At 51.7% G+C, this 21622-nt stretch carries 14 protein-coding genes and 1 pseudogene; 7 read left to right on the top strand and 8 right to left on the bottom strand.

Going from position 1 to position 21622, the window contains the following annotated elements; all coding sequences use genetic code 11:
• The 3 genes and pseudogenes from DCW36_RS01415 to DCW36_RS01405 form a co-directional block, all read left to right on the top strand.
• Positions 1-303: pseudogene (locus DCW36_RS01415) on the top strand (hypothetical protein); the annotation flags it as partial.
• 195 nt (positions 304-498) lie between these two features.
• Complete coding sequence (locus DCW36_RS01410) at positions 499-1263, top strand: SDR family NAD(P)-dependent oxidoreductase (protein ID WP_114783542.1); 765 nt, start codon at positions 499-501, stop codon at positions 1261-1263.
• 138 nt (positions 1264-1401) lie between these two features.
• Positions 1402-2268, top strand: a complete 867-nt coding sequence (locus DCW36_RS01405; protein ID WP_114783540.1) for a fumarylacetoacetate hydrolase family protein — start codon at positions 1402-1404, stop codon at positions 2266-2268.
• Positions 2269-2704: 436 nt separating this feature from the next.
• Here the strand turns inward: DCW36_RS01405 and DCW36_RS01400 are convergent, their stop codons facing one another.
• The 5 genes from DCW36_RS01400 to DCW36_RS01380 form a co-directional block, all read right to left on the bottom strand.
• Positions 2705-4168 (bottom strand): potassium/proton antiporter, encoded by a 1464-nt coding sequence (locus DCW36_RS01400; protein ID WP_114783548.1) that lies wholly within the window; start codon positions 4166-4168, stop codon positions 2705-2707.
• A 352-nt stretch (positions 4169-4520) separates the two neighbouring features.
• A complete protein-coding gene (locus tag DCW36_RS01395) occupies positions 4521-5558 on the bottom strand; it encodes a transposase (protein WP_164890997.1) in 1038 nt (345 codons plus the stop codon).
• Between the two features lie 208 nt (positions 5559-5766).
• On the bottom strand, positions 5767-6282 hold the full coding sequence (locus DCW36_RS01390; RefSeq protein WP_114783536.1) for a hypothetical protein: 516 nt from the start codon (positions 6280-6282) through the stop codon (positions 5767-5769).
• 124 nt (positions 6283-6406) lie between these two features.
• Entirely contained in the window at positions 6407-6925 is a 519-nt protein-coding gene (locus DCW36_RS01385; RefSeq protein WP_128396929.1) for a hypothetical protein, read from the bottom strand.
• A 153-nt stretch (positions 6926-7078) separates the two neighbouring features.
• Complete coding sequence (locus DCW36_RS01380; RefSeq protein ID WP_114783535.1) at positions 7079-8005, bottom strand: AraC family transcriptional regulator; 927 nt, start codon at positions 8003-8005, stop codon at positions 7079-7081.
• Positions 8006-8262: 257 nt separating this feature from the next.
• On the opposite strand from DCW36_RS01380, the gene DCW36_RS01375 reads away from it, so the two are divergent.
• From DCW36_RS01375 to DCW36_RS01360, 4 genes are all read left to right on the top strand, one after another.
• The gene (locus DCW36_RS01375) at positions 8263-11199 is read left to right on the top strand and encodes an exo-beta-1,4-galactosidase (RefSeq protein ID WP_205702854.1); all 2937 of its coding nucleotides are present in this window, start codon (positions 8263-8265) and stop codon (positions 11197-11199) included.
• 234 nt (positions 11200-11433) lie between these two features.
• A complete protein-coding gene (locus tag DCW36_RS01370; RefSeq protein WP_114783533.1) occupies positions 11434-12780 on the top strand; it encodes a sugar porter family MFS transporter in 1347 nt (448 codons plus the stop codon).
• A gap of 338 nt (positions 12781-13118) precedes the next feature.
• Positions 13119-16460, top strand: a complete 3342-nt coding sequence (locus DCW36_RS01365) for a DUF5107 domain-containing protein (RefSeq protein ID WP_114783531.1) — start codon at positions 13119-13121, stop codon at positions 16458-16460.
• Positions 16461-16691: 231 nt separating this feature from the next.
• The gene (locus DCW36_RS01360; RefSeq protein WP_114783529.1) at positions 16692-19184 is read left to right on the top strand and encodes a beta-galactosidase; all 2493 of its coding nucleotides are present in this window, start codon (positions 16692-16694) and stop codon (positions 19182-19184) included.
• 60 nt (positions 19185-19244) lie between these two features.
• On the opposite strand, the gene DCW36_RS01355 is transcribed toward DCW36_RS01360, so the two are convergent.
• From DCW36_RS01355 to DCW36_RS22980, 3 genes are read right to left on the bottom strand one after another with little or no spacing between them, the layout of a single operon-like run.
• Positions 19245-20087: a VOC family protein gene (locus DCW36_RS01355; protein WP_205702853.1), complete on the bottom strand. Its 843-nt coding sequence runs from the start codon at positions 20085-20087 to the stop codon at positions 19245-19247.
• A complete protein-coding gene (locus DCW36_RS01350) occupies positions 20084-20524 on the bottom strand; it encodes a VOC family protein (protein WP_114783527.1) in 441 nt (146 codons plus the stop codon). The genes DCW36_RS01355 and DCW36_RS01350 overlap by 4 nt, the downstream gene beginning before the upstream one ends.
• A gap of 50 nt (positions 20525-20574) precedes the next feature.
• Entirely contained in the window at positions 20575-21462 is an 888-nt protein-coding gene (locus tag DCW36_RS22980) for an SRPBCC family protein (protein WP_114783525.1), read from the bottom strand.
• Positions 21463-21622: the final 160 nt, after the last annotated feature.

Raw genomic sequence — 21622 nt, 5'->3', positions numbered from 1 at the left:
ATTTCCGGCTGTATGTCGCTCATGTTCCCGACCATCTACGGGCTGGGTATCACGGGGCTGGGCAACGATACCAAGATTGGCGGCTCCGGCCTGATTATGGCTATCCTGGGTGGTGCAATCCTGCCGGCAGTGCAGGGACAGGTGTCGGACCTGACCGGCAGCATTGGCCTTTCCTTTTACGTGCCGCTGCTGTGCTTCCTGGTAATTGTGGTGTATGCGCTGATAGCCGGTAAGCACGAAGAGGCAGCAGTGGAGGATTATCACCCAAAGGAAGAGGGGATGCGCCGTAAAGCGGTGCAGTAATAATTGTCTGAATTTGGATTCGTGGGATTAGAGGATTGCCAGGATTTTCGCAGTCCCGGGAAAAAATTAATGGAAATGCAGGTTAGAGGAAGTTGTAAATACAGGCACAAATCAAATCTGATGAATCCCTTAATCCCACGAATCCAAATTCAGACAAACAAATAGATCAACCAAACCCAAATCATACCAAACAACATGTTTGAACTCAATAACAAAACAGCAGTAATAACCGGAGCTGGAAGCGGCATCGGCAAAGCTGTTGCCTTAACTTTTGCCCGGCAGGGAGCTGTGGTGCATGTGCTGGATGTGAATCCGCAGCAGGCCGAGCAGACGGTAAACGAGATACGGGAAGCCGGAGGTGAAGCCCATGTGCAGCTCTGCGACGTGACCAAACAGCAGGAGGTAGTGGAGCTGTTTCAGCAAATAGGTACTGTTAATATATTGGTAAACAGTGCCGGCATCTCCCACATCGGCAAAGCCGATACGACTTCCGAAGCAGATTTTGAGCGGGTGTACCAGGTAAACGTGAAGGGGGTGTACAACTGCCTGTATGCAGCCATTCCGGTAATGAAGCAGAATGGTGGTGGCGCTATTTTGAACATGGGTTCTATTGCCGCGGTGGTAGGCTTGCCCGACCGCTTTGCCTACTCCATGAGCAAGGGAGCCGTGTATGCCATGACCTTGTCGGTAGCCAAGGATTACCTGCAGGATAATATCCGCTGCAACAGCATTTCGCCGGCCCGCGTGCACACGCCTTTTGTAGATGGTTTCCTGGCCAAGAACTATCCGGGGCAGGAGCAGGAGATGTTCCAGAAGCTCTCGAAGACGCAGCCCATTGGCAGGATGGGTACGCCTGACGAAATAGCTAAGCTGATCCTGTACCTTTGCTCCGACGAAGCTGCCTTTATTACGGGTAACGATTACCCGATTGATGGCGGCTTTATCAAGCTCAATAACTAAAGTACATGAGCTGAAGGTTTGGTGGCAGGTGCTGAAAACTTTACAGAAACAGCAGTGCTACAGTTGCGGGCTTACCTGCTCTAAAAATAAACAAACAACACATTTTAATACAGCCTCTCTTGAGGTATATGCATTCCTATGAAACTAATACGATACGGAGAACTAAACCGGGAGAAAACCGGTGTTATGCTGGATGATGTAGCCTACGACACATCTGCCTTTGGCGAAGACTACAACGAACGCTTCTTTGAGACAGATGGCCTTGCCCGTCTGCAGGCTTTCCTGAACGAAAACGAAGGCAGACTGGAGCGTATTCCTGAAAGCAGCCGCCTTGGCAGCCCGATTGCGCGTCCGTCCAAGATTGTGTGCATTGGTCTGAACTACGCCGACCACGCCAAAGAAACCAACGCTCAGATTCCTTCTGAACCGGTTATCTTCATGAAGTCGACGACTGCTTTGGTTGGTCCTTTTGATGATATTATGGTACCACGCGATTCGGTGAAGACAGACTGGGAAGTGGAGCTGGCCTTTGTAATAGGCAAAAAAGCAAGCTACGTGGAAGAGGCCGAAGCCATGGATTATGTAGCAGGTTACTGCCTGCACAACGACGTGTCGGAGCGGGAGTTCCAGCTCGAGCGCAACGGCACCTGGGACAAAGGCAAAGGCTGCGATACCTTTGCACCGATGGGGCCTTTCCTGGCTACCAAAGACGAGATAGCTGATGTAAATAACCTGCGCCTGTGGCTGAAAGTAAACGACCTGATAATGCAGGACGGCAATACCTCCAACTTCATCTTCCGCATTCCGCACCTGGTATCTTACGTGAGCCGCTTTATGACCCTGCTTCCTGGCGATGTGATTTCAACCGGAACACCTGCCGGTGTAGGCCTTGGTTTTGACCCGCCGGTATACCTCAAGCCGGACGATGTGGTGGAACTGGGTATTGAAAGCCTGGGCATGTCGAGACAAAAAGTGAAGGCATATGTAAAAGATCGACTGAGCTGATATTCTTTCAGTTTTCTGCACAGGTGTAGAGGACAGCATCGAAATAAATTAAAGAATAATTTCTGTTGAAAGTTTTTAAGTGGTTTGGTGAATTTATCCAGATGGGAAGGATCTGTTTGCCTATTATTAAATTATTTCGTAAATTGAATTGATAACTTTGCAGTTTATCTGTAGTTAAACACTGGTGAGTAATTCGGTGAGTGGATAATTTTAGTAATTATAAGGTTTTGATTATCAATGCCAAAGTAGAGCATTACAAATCCCTGCATCTCCACTGGTACTCCACTGGTACTCCACTGGTAGCCATACCAAAAGAAGCAAAAAGCCTGTAAATCGTAAGATTTCGGGCTTTTTTGTTTAACTTTAATAAAGATCACCGGATGAGAAGGTAAGCGAGGGCATGCGGTTGCTGCGGCAGAAATTTGGTTATGTTTACTTATTCCAGCCCTAACGCCAGATTCACCTTTACCAATTCTTCATCATTATCAACCATTACAAACAGCTTGTCTCCTTTCTCCAGCACAGTAGCGCCGTTAGGAGTCACAAACTTTCCGCCCCGGTCTATTAGTACAATTAAAGCTGTTTTGGGAAATTGAAGCTCAACAATAGATTTGCCAACTGCTGTACTACTGTCCAGTAAATACAGTTCTACAAGCGTGTTTCTGGCGTCATAGCCCATATCTTCCCCTAAGCTTATTCTTTTTGGTTTATTGTCCTGCTCACTCAGGTTTAGCCATTGCGCCACTACCGTTAGTGTTGTGCCCTGGAGCATAACAGAAGTTAGTACAACAAAGAAGACAATATTGAAGATCATATCTGATTTTCCGACTCCGGCCAGCAAAGGATAAGTGGCAAAAACAATCGGAACAGCTCCTCTAAGTCCCACCCAGGACACGTACAGTTTATCTTTCAGGGAGGCTTTAAAGAAAGTCAAACCAATAAAAACGCTGATCGGGCGGGCCACGAAAATGAGAAATAGGGATACCAGTATTCCTGTACCGATTACGGGCACTATATGCGACGGAAACACCAGCAAGCCCAGCGTGAGGAACATCAAAATCTGCATAAGCCAGGCTACTCCGTCATAGAACCTGATCAGGCTTCCCTTGTGGATGAAATTCCGGTTGCCAAGCATAACGCCGGATATGTACACAGCTAAAAAGCCATTCCCGCTGATAAGATTGGTGAAAGCATACGTAAAAATAACCATGCCCAACGAAAGAGCCGGATAAAGCCCTTCCTGTTGCAGTTTTATTCGATTGATCACCCAGGGCATTGCTCTGCCCATCACTACCCCCATCACAGCACCTATGCTCATCTGCAGGAAGAACATCGGCACCAGCTTCCAGATGCCGGCACCCTCGTTTGTAAGTAAAAAGGTAAAGCTAACAGTCAGGAAGTAGGCCATGGGGTCGTTACTGCCAGACTCCAGCTCCAGCGTTGGCCTCAGGTTATTTTTCAGGCCTATGCTTCTGGACCGGAGGATGGAAAATACAGCTGCCGCATCCGTAGAGGAAACAATAGAACCTAAGAGCAGTCCTTCCAGCAATGTAAAATCTGAAATGAGTGAAACAAACACGCCAATGAGCATGGCTGTGACAAAAACACCCAGCGTAGAAAGTGATACTCCGCGCCAGATAATAGGCCTGATGCTTTCCCATCGCGTATCCAGGCCGCCAGAGAAGAGTATAAGGGTCAGCGCTATTGTTCCCAGTGACTGTGCTGAGAGTGGATCATCAAAATAAATTCCTCCTATGCCCTCTGAACCAGCCAGCATGCCCACTCCCAGGAAAAGAGCCAGGGCTGGTATGCCAAACCTGCCCAGGCTTTTACTAATCAGGATGCTAATCAGCAGCAGGATAGAAGCTCCAAGTAATATATCTTCAATACTGAAGTTCATTTGTTCCGTTTTCTTGGTAATTCCACGCAAAAGTAACCTGAAACGCGCTAAGGCCGCATCCGATTTTCTGTAGCCGGACTAAAATACTGCTTTTTAACATAGCCCGTCTTTGGCTTAAACCGGATATTAAGATGCAAAAAAATATTGCTTCTCTTAAATTATAGCTTTGGCTTTAAGAAGAAATAGCAAGCTTAACCCACAGTTACCGGAGAAACAGCTGTCACAGGCAAGAGGTGGAAGACCAGGATGTTAATATAAACCAAGGCTTTGTTAGCTCAAAAGAAAAGATTCGGGATGAAACATCCCGAACCTTGACACAAACCATTTACTCAACTTTAATAAAAATTCTATACTACGGTACATTTTCCCATACTAAGTTATTCTGGCGATTGCACCAGTTCTTACAATAGTTGAAGAGCTGTTGCAGGAAATGTTTAAAAGTCTGGAGGTGGTTCTGCCACAAGTCCAGTCCATATCTGAAGACGCTCATTTCAGGGCAACCATGCTTTTTGATTCCTATACGTCGCTTGTAGTTCTTAAGCCCATATACTACTGACAGCGTATACGCTAGCACCAGAACGGCCATCATCATCTCTACCCTGCAGGGTGTCTTAATATTGAGGTTCTCTACCTGAAAGCCATTGCTTTTCAGGTGTTTGAACATAGTCTCTATTCTGTATCTGTACCCATAGCCTTCCATGGCCAGAGCAGGTGTTACAGTGGAAATGAGACGTAGGAATTCAATCTTGCCGCCTCTGCCCCTGTAAGCCTTTAGCACGTAATAGTAGTCATGCTCTTCAAGTGTAAACTTCTTCCACACCAGCTTCTCTAACTGGGATTTAGCCTTATTCTCCAGTTTACCCACCGATTTGCCTCTGGCTGCCAGTTGGTACTTGTAATTGCCTTTTCGCAGGCGGATGACAAGCTCTATGCCTGCCTGCCGAAGGGTTTCAAACCATTGGGTGCCGACATACTCCCTGTCTGCCAGTAGCACCTTACCCTTCAAGTTGAGCACTTTCCGGGCCATCCACAGCAACAGCTTACGCTCCCACTGGCTCGAGATTCCCAGCTTCTTCAAATCCTGCCACCAGAGCGGAATACTTACTCCCTGGTAAAGCACGCTCAAGGTGAGAAAGTGATGTTTCTTGCCGCCCCATTTCCAGGAGCTGCCGTCCAGGATGAGAAAGCGACTCTTTTTCTCCAGTAGCCCTGCCGCAGCTTGTAGCATGCCTGCCCAGATATGCTTGTTAGAGTCAGAGAGCTTGAGCCATCGCTTAAGCCGCTGGTAGTGTGACCGAGGGTCGGTGGAGGTGTTACCCAGTAACTTACCAACCGAACCTTTCAACTTCCACAGGCTTACTGTCTTCTCTTCCAGCAACAGAGCCACCATCAATAGCGTATTCTTTACTTGAGAGGACTTCCATCCTGGAACTAAGTCCTTAAATTTTTGCAATAAGTGAGCGTACATAACTTGTCATTTTGGTTCAACTCTATAACAAGTTCTTGTGCCTCACTTATTCATTTTGTACCGTAGTATATAAAAATTCATTAAAAACAATCCGTACTGCCGTACGGATTGTTGCACCAGCGTACGCGCATCAACTGCCGTTCACTGCATAGCGATCCTTTGCCTTTGCAGTTACTGCTGAACTGGAGTTTATTATATTTTCCCATGTTTGAGCCAGCAGCAGCTCATCATTAAAATTAAGATTTACTTCTCTGTTGTAAAACTCCAATTTTTTCTCCGGAGTCTTGGCATTAGCAAACACCAGCGACAGTTCGATCAGGTCAATTGTCCTGCTTCCATTTGCATCCCGGTACAGGTTGTTCACCCTGCACTGCTTTAAATCCTGTAAATCAACAACGATAAGCTGCTCGTTGCCCTCTTTTTTCCGTGTATAGAGCAGTTTCTTGTTAACAGTGTCAATGCCAATGGCATAATCCGGTTGCCAGAAATCGTGTTGCGAAATGGTGATTTGCCGATGCTGTGCAAGTGAAGTAAACTCTTTTATGAGCTTTTTCTTTTTCGCCTTTTGTTTTCTTTGAACGTAAATGACTGGCAAAATGCACAGTGCCAGGAAAACGAGCCCTGTTATTATTGTTTCTAAATCCATCTTTGTTTCTGTTAAAATATAAACACACGTAGCCCTGGCAGCTGGCAGGTAGTGCCGTCCGCAAAATGGCTACAAGAAAAAAAATCAGGTATACTGGGGTACATCCTGAGCTAAAGAGACGGATTTACCAGAAATAATGGAAAGGGAAAATGATGGCACAGCCTGCCAGGCTACAGCAGATAGTCCTTGCATAGAACAGGTATCGCGTGGCGCTGCTTAGTATACCTTTTTCAATGGAAGTCAGGATGCTTAAGCAGGCAAGCCGTGAATTCTTAACATTTGGAGCAGGCTGGTAATTAACTGTACTTACAACAGTCTCACCATCACCTTTTTGGAAGAACTGGAATTTTAGCTGCTCACCCTGGGAATAGTTTGATTGAAACTGTTTGCCTTCTGATTCGGCATAGGCAGCACTGCGCAGGCTTCCTGAACCAACACCTGCAAAAAAAGCCAGGCAAATGGCCAGAAGCGTAAGCAATGTTGATTTGAAACAGTTTTCCATATACCAAATATACAAGAATAACAGCTGATATGGATGTGTAAGGGAATAATTTTGTGCTGTTATTTTGCTGCACCTGCCACCATAGCCTCTGCTGCTTACCCGATGATATATCGGTGCTTTCTGAGCACGGAAACAGTACAAATTTCATGTAGCTCCAATTGCATGAAACGCCCATGGTTCAGGTGTATTTTATATTCTGGGCTAACAGCCACTGGGCACACTGTCTGCAGTCCGCAGACAGAATATGTCGGCCAGCTTCTTTGTTGCTATTCCATTTTGTAAAAGCTAGTCTTGTTATTTCTGGTGCATGTTACGGTACTGGGACGGCGAAAGCCCCATCAGTTTTTTAAACAGCCGTGAAAAATAATACGGATCTTCAAACCCAAGCTCCAGGCAAATTTCCTTGATGCTCCGGTCGGTAAAATACAGGTACTGGCACGACTGCTGCACCTTTAGCTGGTTAAAATACTGCATAGGAGCAAAACCGGTTTTTCTGCGGAACAAGCCCGAAAACTGCGAAACGGAAAGGCTTTGCTGCGATGCCAGCTCCCGGATGGTAAAGTTGCTGTTCAGGTGCTCCTTCATAAAAGCAACCGACCTGCTCACGGCGTCCGATTTGCCTGCCAAAGGATTAAGCTCGCGCTGATAAACAAAGGTGGTGAGGAAGTGCAGAAACTGCAGGTTACAGATTTCTATTTCCCGCTCTCCCAGGCCGCTCTCCAACGTGGTCAGGAGCTGGTTGAACAGGCTTATCCTGCTTTCGGTGTAGGGCACAGGATTTACCTCGGCTTGCAGCCCTGCCGTGTAACGGTTGTAATAGAGGCCGGCATGGTCGCCGGTGAAATGTGCCCAGTAAATGCTCCAGGGGTCTGTTTCGGAGCTGTAGTAGTGGTGTGGGGTGTTGGGGGGAATGATGATGTAGCTATTGGGCAGGAGCTGGTAACACTTGCTGCCCTGGTAGATGAACCCGCTCCCTTCTACACAATAGAGCAGAATGTATTCAGGACTGCCCGTTTTCCGTTCGCGGTCGTGGTGCAGGGCGTGCGGATAATAGCCGATAGCTGTCAGGTAGAGGTGCTGAATCAAGGGGTTTTGGGTGATATTGTGCATCACATTCGGCGGCAGTACAATCATGCGTTGACCAGCAAACCCCTCCTGGATCTTTGTTCTTTCCGGCTGATGTTTCGCTGTAACGGTTGCATGCTGTTGTTGCTTGTGCATAGGCTTCTGCTGCTGTATGGTTGTATTTGATACCGAACCGGAATATTGTCCAGCTATTTCGGTAAATTATCTATTTATTACAAGCCCGGGCTGTCCTATATTTGTAGTAGCTACTAACTACTGCTCGTTCTGGTCTGCGTTTCTGAATCTCGGTTAGCTGCCGAACCAGCTGTGAATTACTGAAGTAACTCCGGGAAGTAGCGTAGGCTGAAAGCAGCAATGAAACAGGGAATCCGGTTAGCCGGCACGTTTATCTTATGAGCAAAATATTATCCATCCTGATGAAAAATATTCTTAGCACCAGCCTCCTTTGCCTCTGCACCTTTTGGTTATCGCTAACTGCTGCCTTTGCCCAGGAACTGTCGCTGGCAGGGGAGTGGCGCTTTGCCATCGACCGGACCGATACCGGCGTAAAGGAGCAGTGGTTTGCGCGGCAGTTGCCCGAAACCGTGAAACTGCCCGGTTCCATGGCCGAAAACCTGAAAGGCGACGACATCACGCTTACTACAAAATGGACTGCCAGCATCTACGACAGTTCCTTTTTTTATAACCCGCGAATGGCAAAGTTCCGGCAACCGGGCAACATCAAAGTGCCTTTTTGGCTTACGCCCGTAAAGCATTATGTAGGCCCCGCCTGGTACCAGAAGGAGGTAACAGTGCCCGGCAACTGGAAAGGCAAACGCGTGGTGCTGCACCTGGAACGGGTGCATATTCAGTCGGAGGTGTGGGTAGATGAGAAGAAGGTGGAGGGCAAACAATACTCGCTGGTGGCGCCGCATGAGTATGACCTCACCGGCTACCTGAGCCCCGGCAAACACACCATCACCCTCCGCATCGACAACACCATCACCCCGGAAGTAAACGTAGGCACCAACTCCCACAGCATCTCCGACCACACCCAGGGCAACTGGAACGGTGTAGTGGGTGACATGTTGCTCAAAGCAACTGCACAGACCTACGTCTACAACATCCAGGTTTACCCCAACCTCAAAACAAAATCGGCGCTTGTAAAGCTGAAGCTCCAGAACAACACCGGCAAACAGCAGGCGGTGAAACTACAGCTGGAGGCCAAGAGCTTCAATACTGATAAAAAGCACGAGGTAAAGCTCAAAGACCAGAAACTAACCCTGCAGCCCGGCCAGAACGAACTGGAACTGACGCTGCCAATGGGGGAGAAGCTGCTGACCTGGGACGAGTTCAGCCCAGCGCTTTACAGGCTCACGGCAAAGCTTGAAGGCAAGGGCGGACTGAAAGAAGAAAAGCAGGTGCAGTTCGGGATGCGTGAAATTGGCACCGATGGCACCCGCATCACCGTCAATGGCCAACCGGTTTTCCTCCGGGGCACCCTCAACAACAGCGAGTTTCCGCTTACCGGCTACCCGGCCACGGACGTACCTGCCTGGGAGCGTATCTTTACAGTTGCCAAAGCACACGGCCTCAATCACTTCCGCTTCCACTCCTGGAGCCCGCCGGAAGCCGCCTTTATCGCCGCCGACAAAATCGGATTCTACCTGCAGCCCGAAGGACCGTCGTGGCCCAACCACAGCACCTCCCTCGGCGACGGCAAACCTATTGATAAGTTTATTTATGAAGAAACAGACCGGATAGCGGAACACTTCGGCAACTATGCTTCCTTCACCATGCTGGCTGCCGGAAACGAACCTCGGGGCGGACGGCAGGCAAAATACCTGGCAGAATTTATTGCCTACTGGAAAGCCAAAGACCCGCGCCGCATCTACACCGGAGCATCCGTAGCCATGAGCTGGCCGCTGGTGCCCGAAAACGAGTACATGGTCAAGTCCGGTCCGCGTGGCCTGAACTGGACGAATACCCGTCCCGAAACTGTTTCCGATTATCGCGAGAAAATAGAAGGCTTTAAGGTGCCCTACGTGACGCACGAGATGGGGCAGTGGGTGGCCTTCCCGAATTTTAAAGAGATAGAAAAATACACGGGCGCCTATCGTGCTAAAAACTTCGAGCTGTTCCGCGAAGACCTGCAGGACCGCGGCATGGGCGACAGGGCAGAAGACTTCCTGATGGCTTCCGGCAAGTTGCAGGCGCTGAGTTACAAGCAGGAGATTGAAAAATCCTTCCGTACCCCCGGCCTAGCTGGTTTTCAGCTCCTGGGCCTGCAGGACTTTCCCGGTCAGGGTACTGCGCTGGTAGGCGTAGTCGATGCCTTCTGGGACAGCAAAGGGTATATATCGGCAGAAGAATTCAGCCGCTTCTGCAACACCACCGTCCCGCTCAGCCGCATTCCCAAATTCGTGTACACGAACAACGAGAACTTTCAGGCAGAAATTGAAATTCACCACGCAGGGGCAGCAAACCTGACCAACACCGTAGCCCGCTGGACGGTGAAAGACGAGAAGGGAACTGTAATAGGCAGCGGCAGTTTTCCGGCTAAAACCTATCCGGTAGGCACCAACACCACAGCCGGCACCATCGAGCTGCCCCTGAATAAAATAACGCAGGCTATAAAACTGAACCTGGAGGTAAAACTGGAGAACACCTCCTTTGCCAACGACTGGGATTTCTGGGTATATCCTGCTGCCCTGCCTGACGTGAAGACGGATGTATATTACACCACGGTGCTGGATAAGAAGGCAGAAGAGGTGCTCAGCAAAGGTGGTAAGGTTTTCCTGAATGCTGCAGGCAAGGTGGTGAAAGGCAAAGAGATTGTGATGTACTACACCCCCGTCTTCTGGAACACCTCCTGGTTTAAGATGCGCCCGCCGCACATCACCGGTTGCCACATCGATGCGGCACATCCGGCCTTCGCCAGCTTCCCGACCGAAAACTTCACCGACCTGCAGTGGTGGGAGGTAGTGAACCGGGCGCAGGTGATGCACCTGGAGGACTTCCCGAAAGGCTTCCGGTCTATCGTGCAGCCCATCGATACCTGGTTCATGAACCGCCAGCTGGGCCTTATTTTCGAAGCAAAAGTAGGCAAGGGCAAACTTATCGTATCAAGTGCCGACCTGAATCCCGAAGCCAAAGACCGTCCCGCCGCCCGGCAGCTGTTCCACAGCCTGCAGGGGTACATGAACTCCGACAAGTTCAATCCACAGCAGGAGGTGTCGCTGGCCCTGGTACAGGACCTGTTCAAATCGCCATCCCGCGAGCAATGGTCCAGCTTCACCAAAGACAGCCCCGACGAGCTGAAACCAAACCAGGGGCAGCAACCAAAGTAGGGGCAGGGTTTACCCCTGCCCAATCGTGCACCGGCAATCGTGCAGGATACATAAAATGCCAAACGTTATCACCCTTAGTTACTTTTTCTGCTTAATCGCAGACTCGGACAGGTCGCGACCTGTCCCTACCAAATTACTATACCGGAAACCAGCAGCAGTGGCAATGGTGGCAGGTGCAGAACAAATCCGGATGCGCAGAAAACATAGAAACAGATAAAATTAAAAGGTAAGCCAATGAACAACCAAACCTATACCTATCACAACAGCTACATCGTTGGCATTTCCTTTATCTCGGCGCTGGGAGGCTACCTGTTCGGCTTCGACTTTGCTGTGATAGCCGGAGCGCTGCCTTTCCTGCGCGCCGAGTTTCAGCTCGATGCCTGGTGGGAAGGTTTCCTGACGAGCTCCCTTGCCCTGGGTTGTATTGTGGGTTGCCTGCTGGCTGGTAGAATCGCCGACCGCCGTGGCCGAAAACCCGGACTGCTGCTGGCCGCTGCCATCTTTGCCATTTCCTCACTAGGCATGGCCTTTTCCTACAGCCTGACCACCTTTATCCTGATGCGCTTTGCGGCAGGTATCGGGGTGGGCATGGCATCTATCCTGAGCCCGCTCTACATCGCCGAAATCTCACCAGCTGCGGTACGTGGCCGCAACGTAGCCATCAACCAGCTGACGATTGTGCTAGGTATCCTCGTTACCAACCTTGTGAATTACACCCTTGCCGATGGTGGTCCGGAAGTCTGGCGCCTCATGTTCGGGTTAGGCGCAGTGCCCTCGGTCTTGTTCCTGCTGGGGGTGCTGTGGCTGCCCGAAAGTCCGCGGTGGCTGGTAAAGGCGGGGCGGCACCAGCAGGCGGAAGGGGTACTGGCTAAAATCGGAAATGCACCTTTCGTGCACAACACGTTGTCCGATATCGAAGCCTCCCTGCAGGGCGTGCAGCAGCAGTCGTATGCGGCGGTGTTCCAGAAAGCTGTGCGGCCTGCTGTGCTGGTGGGTATTACGCTGGCGGTGTTTCAGCAGCTATGCGGCATTAATGTAGTATTCAACTACACCTCCACCATCTTCGAATCGGTAGGAGCCGACCTGAACCAGCAGCTTTTCGAAACGGTAGCCATTGGTTTTGTCAACCTGGTATTCACGCTGGTGGCCATGTGGCAGGTAGACAAGCTGGGCCGCCGCCCGCTCATGCTCATTGGTTCGCTGGGGCTGTCGGTGGTCTACATCGCGCTGGCCTTCCTGCTCCAGAACCAGGCAGCGGCCGGGCTGGTGTCGGTGTTCGTGCTGCTGGCCATTGCCATGTATGCCACCTCGCTGGCACCTGTCACCTGGGTTCTGATTTCCGAAATTTTCCCGAACAAGATACGCGGCATGGCCTCTTCGGTGGCCATCGTGTCGCTGTGGGCAGCCTACTTCGTGCTGGTCTTCACCTTCCCGATTCTGGCAGAAAAAATCGGCACCTACGGCCCCTTCTACCTCTACGCCGGCATCTGCTTCCTGGGCTTTTTGTTCGTGAAAGGCAAAGTAAAAGAAACAAAGGGCCAGACCCTGGAAGAGCTGGAGCATAACCTGGTGAGGCATTGAGTAGGTCAAGGTGCGAACGTTCGCATTTGTGATAGTAAGATAAAATAGTCCCCCATGAAGTTAATCTTAATTGGGGAATAGTAAGGGTGCTGTAGCAAAGGCCATTTTTGCTAGTGCGAGCTTGTAGCTCGTACTTACATGCCACGATATAAAGCATTGCATCTCGCTACGTAAAGCTGATGTAGGTAGAAAGGCAGTAGCTTGTAGAATGAAAGTACGAGCTATAAGCTCGCACTAGCGCACCCGCTTAAGATTATTCCTTACAAAAGTAGCCTCCAAGTATACTTTCTCACAGAAGTAAACAATCATCAAATCATCAAACCAATACAACAGAACCAATGGAAGAAACAGGTGTAAACGTTTGGGAAGAGAAAGTCATTATTCCGACTTACGGCATTGGCGCGCCCGACAAGAACCCGATGTTTTTTGAGAAGCGGGTGTACCAGGGCAGCAGCGGAGTGGTGTACCCAAACCCGGTGGTGGAAAAGATTTTTGATGAGAAGGAAGACAAGGAATATACAGGCCTGTTCCTGGAGAACCGGTACCTGAAAATCATGCTGCTGCCGGAACTGGGCGGACGGGTGCAGCTGGCCTACGACAAAATCAAACAGCGGCACTTTATTTATTATAACCAGGTGATAAAGCCGGCCCTGGTGGGGCTGACCGGTCCGTGGATATCGGGTGGCATTGAATTTAACTGGCCGCAGCACCACCGCCCCAGCACCTTCGAACCCGTGGACTATCAGTTGGAGGAAAACCCCGACGGCAGCAAAACGGTGTGGGTAAACGAAGTCGAGAAGATGTTCCGCACCAAAGGCATGGCCGGTTTTACCCTGCATCCCGACAAAGCCTACCTCGAAATTAAAGCCCAGCTGTACAACCGTACCGAATTGCCGCAGACTTTCCTGTGGTGGGCCAACCCCGCCGTAAAGGTGAACGACGACTACCAATCCGTGTTTCCGCCGGACGTGAACGCGGTGTTCGACCACGGCAAGCGCGATGTATCCACCTTCCCCATCGCCACCGGCACCTATTATAAAGTAGACTATTCACCGGGTACCGACATCTCCCGCTACAAAAATATTCCGGTGCCTACCTCTTACATGGCCATCAACTCCGATTATGATTTTATGGGCGGTTATGAGCACGACACGCAGGCGGGGGTGCTGCACGTAGCCAATCACCATGTATCGCCGGGCAAGAAGCAGTGGACCTGGGGCCACGGCGACTTCGGGCAGGCCTGGGACCGCAACCTCACCGACGAAGATGGCCCTTACATCGAACTCATGACCGGCGTCTATACCGACAACCAGCCTGACTTCAGCTGGCTGATGCCCTACGAGGAAAAGTCGTTTACACAGTATTTTATGCCTTACCGCGAGCTGGGCCTGGTAAAAAACGCGACTAAAGATTTGATGCTGGGAGTGGAGCTGGCGGCGGAGAAGGCAATAATAAAAGTATTTGCCACTTCGGCGCAGCAACAGGTAACGGTGAAACTTTTCGTAAACGGAGCGCCGGTGCTGGAAACGGTAACCGACCTCTCGCCGGAGCAGGTATTTGTGCAGGAGGTGGCAGTAGGCGAAGGCCTAACCGAAGAACAACTGCTGCTGGTACTCACGAGCAAAGCGGGGCGGGAGCTGCTGAAATACGACCCGGCCAGCAACCGGAAAAACGAAATACCGGAACCCGCTAAAGCAGTCCTGGCACCCGAAGAAGTGGAAAGCAACGAGCAGCTCTTCCTGACGGGGCAGCACTTGGAGCAGTACCGCCACGCCACCTACAGCCCCGTGCCCTACTACGAAGAGGCGCTGCGCCGCGACCCGAAAGATGTCCGCTGCAACAATGCCCTGGGCGCCTGGTACCTGCGCCGCGGCCAGTTCGCCAAAAGCGAGCCGTACTTCCGCAAGGCTGTGGAAACCCTCACGCAGCGCAATCCAAACCCCTACGACAGCGAACCTTACTACCACCTGGGCCTGAGTCTCTGGTACCAGGACCGGCTGTCCGAAGCCTACGATGCCTTCTATAAGGCCACCTGGTCCGCCGTTTGGCAGGATGCCGCCTATTTCTCCCTTGCCCGCATCGACATGTTGCGAGAGGATTACGAGCTAGCGCTGGAGCATATCAACTGGTCCCTGGACCGCAACGCCCGCAACAGCAAAGCCTATGTGCTCAAAGCCGTAGCCCTGCGTAAGCTCCATCGCCCGGAAGAGGCGCAGCAGGTAAGCAGGCAGGCGCTGGAGCGCGACCAGTTTAACCTCGGTGCCCTGCACGAACTGGCGCTGTTGGCAGCTGCAGAGGGAATGGTGGCTGGAGCAGCAGAATTCCGAAGCACCTTAATAGCAGTGGCACGGGGCGCGGCAAATAATTACATCGAGTACGCACTCGATTATGCCGCCGCCGGACTTTACGATGAAGCACTGGAGTTGCTGGCGTACGCGCAGGAAGAAGAAGAAACGCACCCGATGGTGTACTACCACACAGGCTATATCCTGCACAAGCAGCATCAACAGGAAGAGGCGCAGGAGTATTTCCGGAAAGCAGCCGCCGCCAGTCCGGCCTACTGCTTCCCGAACAAACTGGAGGATATCGCGGCGCTGCAACTGACTGATGAACTGAATCCTGCCGATGCCAGAGCGCCTTACTACCTGGGCAACCTCTGGTACGACAAGCGCCAATATGCAGAGGCCATAGCAGCCTGGGAGCTGGCAGCGGAGCGGGACGCTACGTTTCCGACCGTATTCCGCAACCTCGGTATCGCCTATTTCAACAAACAACAGGATGCCGCCAAAGCGCTTGCCTGTTTCGAAAAGGCCTTCCAACTTGACAATACCGATGCCCGCGTGCTCATGGAGCTGGACCAGCTCTATAAGCGCCTCAACCGCCAACCCGGGGAGCGGCTGGCCTTCCTGGAAACGCACCTGCCCGTAACGGAGCAGCGCGACGATTTGTACCTGGAGCGCGCCAGCCTCTACAACTATCTTGGCCACTACGAAACGGCTTACCAGCTCATCATGAACCGCAAGTTCCACCCTTGGGAGGGAGGCGAAGGAAAAGCGTCGGGCCAGTACGTGTTCAGTTTGGTGGAACTGGCGAAGCAAAACATACAGCAGGGCAGCTATGAAGAAGCCGTTCGCCAGCTGGAGCAGGCGCAGGTATACCCGCACAACCTGGGCGAAGGCAAACTGCCCGGCGCCCAGGAAAACGACATCTTCTACTGGCTGGGCTGCGCTTACGAAGGTTTGGGGGATGCCGAAAAAGCCACAGCCTTTTTCGGGAAAGCTACTACCGGTTCCGCAGAACTTGCTATTGCCATCTTCTACAACGACCAGCAGCCCGACAAGGTGTTCTACCAGGGTCTGGCCTGGCAGAAACTGGGCGAAGAAGCAAAGGCAAAAGCTATCTTCGAAAAACTGATTAGCTACGGAAAAAAACACCTGCACGACCGCATCCAGCTGGACTACTTTGCCGTGTCGCTGCCCAACCTCCTCATCTTCGACGACGACCTGAGCCTGCGCAACCGCATCAACTGCCTGTACATGCAGGCGCTAGGCCACCTGGGGCTGCAGCAGTTTAAAGAAGCAGAGCAGTACCTACAGGAAGCGCTGCAGCATACCTCCTCTGATTTCGGCCTGAAGTCGGCGCTGGGGCTTGTAAAATACCTGGTACCAGCAGTTTCGTAGGGGCAGGTCTTGCACCTGCCCAATCGTTCCCGAACATATTTGAACACAGTCCTGCACCAGCTATCATACAAACTTTCCTGCATAAGGAGTGGCACATTACTGTTTACAGATATACACGATCCTTTACAGATCTATTCGGGAACGATTGTGCTCAAATATATTCGGGAACGATTGGGCAGGTGCAAGACCTGCCCCTACACAATCTTTTAACGCCTAACCTTCTTCTCACTCATGAACATATTTAAACACCCGTTGCTCACTTTGCTCTTCTGCCTCGCCTGGCAGGCGGCAATTGCGCAAACCCAGACCTACACCTTCGACCTGAGGCAGACGGAGGTACCTGTTATTTCCGGGCACTTAAAGTTGGGCACGAACAGGAATCCGAAAGGGGAAACACTGGATGCCAACAGCCTGTACTTTACCAAAAACGGCAAGCCCTGGTACCCGGTGATGGGCGAAATTCATTTTTCGCGTGTTCCTAGGGAGCAGTGGGAGGAGTCGATTCTGAAAATGAAAGCGGCAGGAATTGACGTTATTGCTTCCTATATTTTCTGGATTTACCACGAAGAGGAGGAAGGGACGTTCGACTGGAGCGGGAACAACGATTTGCGAGCTTTCTTGGAGCTGTGCCGGAAGCATGATGTGTTCTTCTTCAGCCGGATAGGTCCGTGGGCACATGGCGAAGTTCGGAACGGCGGCTTTCCGGACTGGGTGGTGCAGCGCGGCAACACCCGTCGCAACGACCCGGCTTACCTGGCGTCGGTGCAGAAGTTCTACAACGAGATTGGCAGACAGCTCAGTGGCCTGTACTTTAAAGACGGTGGCCCGGTGATAGGCGCACAGCTGGAAAACGAATTCCGCTTTAACAGCCAGGCAGGGCTGGAGCACATGCTTACGCTGAAGAAAATGGCCGTAGAAGCGGGCATCGATGTGCCGTTTTACAGTGCCACCGGCTGGCCCGCCTCCAACCAGAAGCAGGATGAGCTGATACCGGTGTGGGGCGCCTACCCCGAAGCGCCCTGGGATAAGAAAACCACCAAACTGGCGCTCTCGCAGAACTACCTCTTTGGTTCCCTGCGCAACGACCCCGCCATCGGCAGCGATCTTTTGGGCAGCCACGAGCAGCAAACCGATTTCAAAGGCTACCGCTACCCCTATGCTACCGCCGAAATGGGAGGCGGGAACCAGATTACGTACCATCGCCGCCCCATCATCGAAGCCCCGGATGTAACGGCACTTACTTATGTAAAAGTGGGCTCAGGCGCTAACCTGATGGGCTACTACATGTTCCACGGCGGCTCCAACCCCATCGGCAAAAACACGACCCTGCAGGAATCGAAAGCCACCAAGTACCCGAACGATTACCCCATCATCAGCTACGATTTTTTGTCGCCGCTGGGGGAGTGGGGGCAGACGCGGCCTTCCTACCACGACTACAGGGTCATCCATACCTTCCTGAACGAGTTCGGTGACAGGCTGGTGCAGTACGGAACGGCTTTCCCGGATAACATGCCTGAAAAGCCGAATAATACCGATCTGCTGCGCATGGCAGTGCGGACCAACGGTACGAGCGGCTTTGTGTTCATCAGCAATTTTCAGCGGCAACTGACGATGCCGGACATCCAAAACGTGCAGCTGGAACTGAAGCTGAAAGAAGGTGTGCTGCGCTTCCCTGAACAGCCCATTACGGTGAAGAGCGGCGTACAGATGGTGCTGCCCTTCAACATGGACCTGGACGGGCTGAACCTCCAATATGCCACTGCGCAGCCCCTGTGCCGCATAGCGGCTGCCGAACCGCTGTATGTGTTTTTTGCGCCTGAAGGCGTGGCGGCTACTTACAACCTGGACAAAACAGCCATTCGGGCGGTCGAAGCAAAAGGTGGCAGCGTTAGCGAAAAGGTAAATGCCTGGCAGGTAGCGGCAGAGAAACCCGGTACAAATTGCCTGGTGTCGGTAACGCTGAAGGATGGCAAAAAAGTAAACATCCTCACGCTCACGCACCAGCAGGCGCTCGATGCCTGGAAAGCAGAAGTTTTTGGCGCCGAACGTCTTTTTATTTCGAACCAGGATTTAATGTTCAGCAACAACGGCATCAGGGTGCAAAGCACGGCAAATCCCGACATCACGGTGAAGGCGTATCCGGCTATCAAAAGCCTGGAATCGAGCAGCGGTAAAATACACAGCACTACCGACGGCATCTTTGCCTCCTACAAATTAAAAGTACCTGCCCATAAGCCCGAAGTAAAGGTGAAGGAGGTAAAGGACATCTCACCGTACCTGAACAAAGGCCAGCAGCTTCCCCCCGACGACCGCAACAGCACCGTGAACACCCCCGCCAGTCCCGGTCCGCAGTACCAGACCAATTTGGCGCCCGTGGAAGGTGCACGCTATTACGAACTGCAGGTACCCAACAATATCCTCAAAGGCCTGAACGACGCCTTCATCAAAGTAGACTACCTGGGCGACACCGGAGCCGCCTACGCCAACGGCAAGCTGATAGCCGACAATTTCTACTCCGGCCTCCCCATGACCATCGGCGTAAGGCGGTTCAGGAACCTGCTGCCCGGCAATAAGCTCCTGCTGCAGGTGGTGCCACTGACCGACGAGCGGCAGATTTATTTCGAAGAAGGAATACGGGAGCCGCTGAAGGGCAGGGCAGTAGCCGAACTGAAAGCGGTGCAGGTAGTGCCGCAGTATGTGGTAGAGCTGAAGCAGCGCAGGTAGTTTGGGCAGGCAACACCTGGTCGCTCCACACACCGGGCTTCTGGTGATGCCTGCCTTTTACTATGCCTCGATCAGTTGCTGCATATCGAGCTTCGTCATCTGCATAAAAGCCTGTGTCACGCGGGGAGCTTTTTCCGGGTCGCTCATAAGCTGGCCTAACACAGCAGGCACCACCTGCCAGGATACGCCATACCGGTCCTTGAGCCAGCCGCATTGACTCTCCTGGCCGCCTTCGGTCAGTTTGCTCCAGTAGTAGTCGATTTCTGCCTGCGTGTCGCAGGAGATGACAAGCGAAATGCCCTCGTTAAAGTTAAACGCATGCGCATAGGAGCTATCCATGGCCGTGAATACCTGCTGCCCCAGCGTAAACTGCGCATACTTTACAGTGCCTTCCACGTCCGGTTCCCCGGCCTCGTACCGCATAATAGCGCCGATGTAAGCCGGTTCGAACAGGCCAGTGTAGAACCGGATAGCCTCCTCGGCTTTACCTGCCTGAGCACCTGTGAACATAAGAGATGTAGAGCACGGCGCACCATCCTGCTCCGGGTTCGCGAGCGACAGTTGCCAGCTAATGCCAAATTTGTCCTGCACCCAGCCGTACTGTTTGCTCCACGGGTAGGCATCCAGCGGCATCAGCACCTGGCCTCCCGCCGAAAGCTTTTCCCAGGCGCTTTCCAGTTCGCCTGAAGATTCGAAATGTATATTAAACGAAATGGAAGGATTAGGCGTGAACATGGGGCCGCCGTTCAGGCCCATAAATTTCTGCCCAGCCAGCTCAAACGTAACCACCAGGGGCGTATCGCTTGTCAGCTTGCCGTTGGGGAAGGCAGACAGGTAAAGCTCTGCCGCTTCTCTGGCCGTGCCATCGAACCAGAGGCAGGGGTAAATAGCGTGTTTTATCATGATTTCTTTTCGTCGCAGTTAAACATCCAGTGCACACCGAATTTATCTTCGCAGCTGCCATAGTAGTCGCCCCAGAACATGTCCTGTAGTTCCTGTTCCACTTTGCCTCCTTCTGAAAGCGCCCGGAACAAGCGGTCGGTTTCGGTGCGGGTGTCGGGGTGCAGGGTGATGTACACGTTGTTGCCCATCGTTAGCTTAAAGCCCATCGATTCGGGCGCATCGGTGCCCATGAGCACGTGCCCGCCCAGGATGGGCAGTGCCACATTCATAATCAGGTTTTTGTCGGCCTCCGGTATGGGAGGCATATCGTCGGAAGGTGGGATGTCGCTGAAGCGTGCGATGTTGCCGATAAATTCAGTGCCGAACACAGATTTGTAGAAATTAAAGGCCGCTTCGGTCTGGTTAACAAAGTTCAGGTAAGTGCTTACGGATGCCATGGTTACAGCTGATTGTTTAGAAGGTTTTTGAAGGAAATAATTAGAAGAACTTAGGCTGCTGTTTCGCAGAGTTCTTTTAGCTTTTGCAATGCTTTGGGCCAGGTTTCTGTAAAGTAGGCTTTAAACTCCTGGTTCACATCCAAATCCACCGATAAGAGGGTTTCGCCGCCGGATTCGGTGAAGGTGTAATTCTCCAGCGCTCCTGCCCAGCCTTCCACTTCCGGGCCGCTGGTTATTTCTTTGCCGTTTTGTACCAGTCCCAGGTGTTCAATGCTGACAAACTTGTTCGGGATATTCTCCTTTATGCGGCTGACCATGCCCCCTGTGGTGCCGTCTTCGTTTGTTCCCAGGAATACAATTTTTGCCCCCTGCTCCCAGGAACCTTCGTAGTAAGAGCCGGGGTTAAAGGCGGCCGTCCAGGCAGTGTAGGTGTCTTTTTCCAGCATGGTGCGGTACACTTTGTCAACGCCGGCCCGAATACTAATCTCAAAGTCCATTCTTTCCAGCTTACCGGAATTTTCCACATACTTTTTGAAGTTATCCAGTATCGCCTGCCAGCCCTGTTGCTGCATCTCCAGCGAATGTGTCTGCTCGGCATCGAAGGTTTCGGTTACATGGGTTCCTGCAGCCGTGGGCGCAAAAGTAATCTGCACCTTTCGGCCGTCCGGCATGGCGTAAGCGAGCTGCCGGTGTTCTTCAACAGCAGAATAAGTGCCTTCAAAATCGAAGCCCATGCTGCCGTCTCTGGCTTCCATCCTGGACGTAAACTTGCCGCCCACGCGTACATCGTTCTCTGCCCGTGGGGTGTGCCAGTCGTCGGAGGCGTTGTTCCACTGCGTGATGTGTTGGGGCTCGGTCCAGGATTTCCATACTTTTTCTACTGGTGCCTGGACAGTGGTTTCTACTGTGATGGCTGTTTTTTCTGCTGTGTTTTCCATAGTTAAATGTTTCGTTTATAGAATTTTAATATTACAAATTTTGCCGGAGTATCCAAGGAAAGGGAGGAGAAATGATGCCAAAAAAGAAGGGAAATTGCGACAAAATAAAAGGGAGTCTGACCGGCCTTTTGTCAGAATCACGGATTTAAGGGATTACACG

Origin of the sequence: Botryobacter ruber (genome assembly GCF_003347595.2) — a bacterium.
Lineage (GTDB): Bacteria > Bacteroidota > Bacteroidia > Cytophagales > Hymenobacteraceae > Pontibacter > Pontibacter ruber_A.
This window is presented reverse-complemented; position numbering and strand designations above follow the sequence as displayed.

What these genes read in the sequence shown, in the direction of transcription:
- DCW36_RS01410 (WP_114783542.1), top strand. Translation starts at nt 499, where the DNA reads ATGTTTGAACTCAATAACAAAACAGCAGTAATAACCGGAGCTGGAAGC.
- DCW36_RS01405 (WP_114783540.1), top strand. Translation starts at nt 1,402, where the DNA reads ATGAAACTAATACGATACGGAGAACTAAACCGGGAGAAAACCGGTGTT.
- DCW36_RS01400 (WP_114783548.1), bottom strand. Translation starts at nt 4,168, where the DNA reads ATGAACTTCAGTATTGAAGATATATTACTTGGAGCTTCTATCCTGCTG.
- DCW36_RS01395 (WP_164890997.1), bottom strand. Translation starts at nt 5,558, where the DNA reads ATGGTGGCTCTGTTGCTGGAAGAGAAGACAGTAAGCCTGTGGAAGTTG.
- DCW36_RS01390 (WP_114783536.1), bottom strand. Translation starts at nt 6,282, where the DNA reads ATGGATTTAGAAACAATAATAACAGGGCTCGTTTTCCTGGCACTGTGC.
- DCW36_RS01380 (WP_114783535.1), bottom strand. Translation starts at nt 8,005, where the DNA reads ATGCACAAGCAACAACAGCATGCAACCGTTACAGCGAAACATCAGCCG.
- DCW36_RS01375 (WP_205702854.1), top strand. Translation starts at nt 8,263, where the DNA reads ATGAGCAAAATATTATCCATCCTGATGAAAAATATTCTTAGCACCAGC.
- DCW36_RS01370 (WP_114783533.1), top strand. Translation starts at nt 11,434, where the DNA reads ATGAACAACCAAACCTATACCTATCACAACAGCTACATCGTTGGCATT.
- DCW36_RS01365 (WP_114783531.1), top strand. Translation starts at nt 13,119, where the DNA reads ATGGAAGAAACAGGTGTAAACGTTTGGGAAGAGAAAGTCATTATTCCG.
- DCW36_RS01360 (WP_114783529.1), top strand. Translation starts at nt 16,692, where the DNA reads ATGAACATATTTAAACACCCGTTGCTCACTTTGCTCTTCTGCCTCGCC.
- DCW36_RS01355 (WP_205702853.1), bottom strand. Translation starts at nt 20,087, where the DNA reads ATGATAAAACACGCTATTTACCCCTGCCTCTGGTTCGATGGCACGGCC.
- DCW36_RS01350 (WP_114783527.1), bottom strand. Translation starts at nt 20,524, where the DNA reads ATGGCATCCGTAAGCACTTACCTGAACTTTGTTAACCAGACCGAAGCG.
- DCW36_RS22980 (WP_114783525.1), bottom strand. Translation starts at nt 21,462, where the DNA reads ATGGAAAACACAGCAGAAAAAACAGCCATCACAGTAGAAACCACTGTC.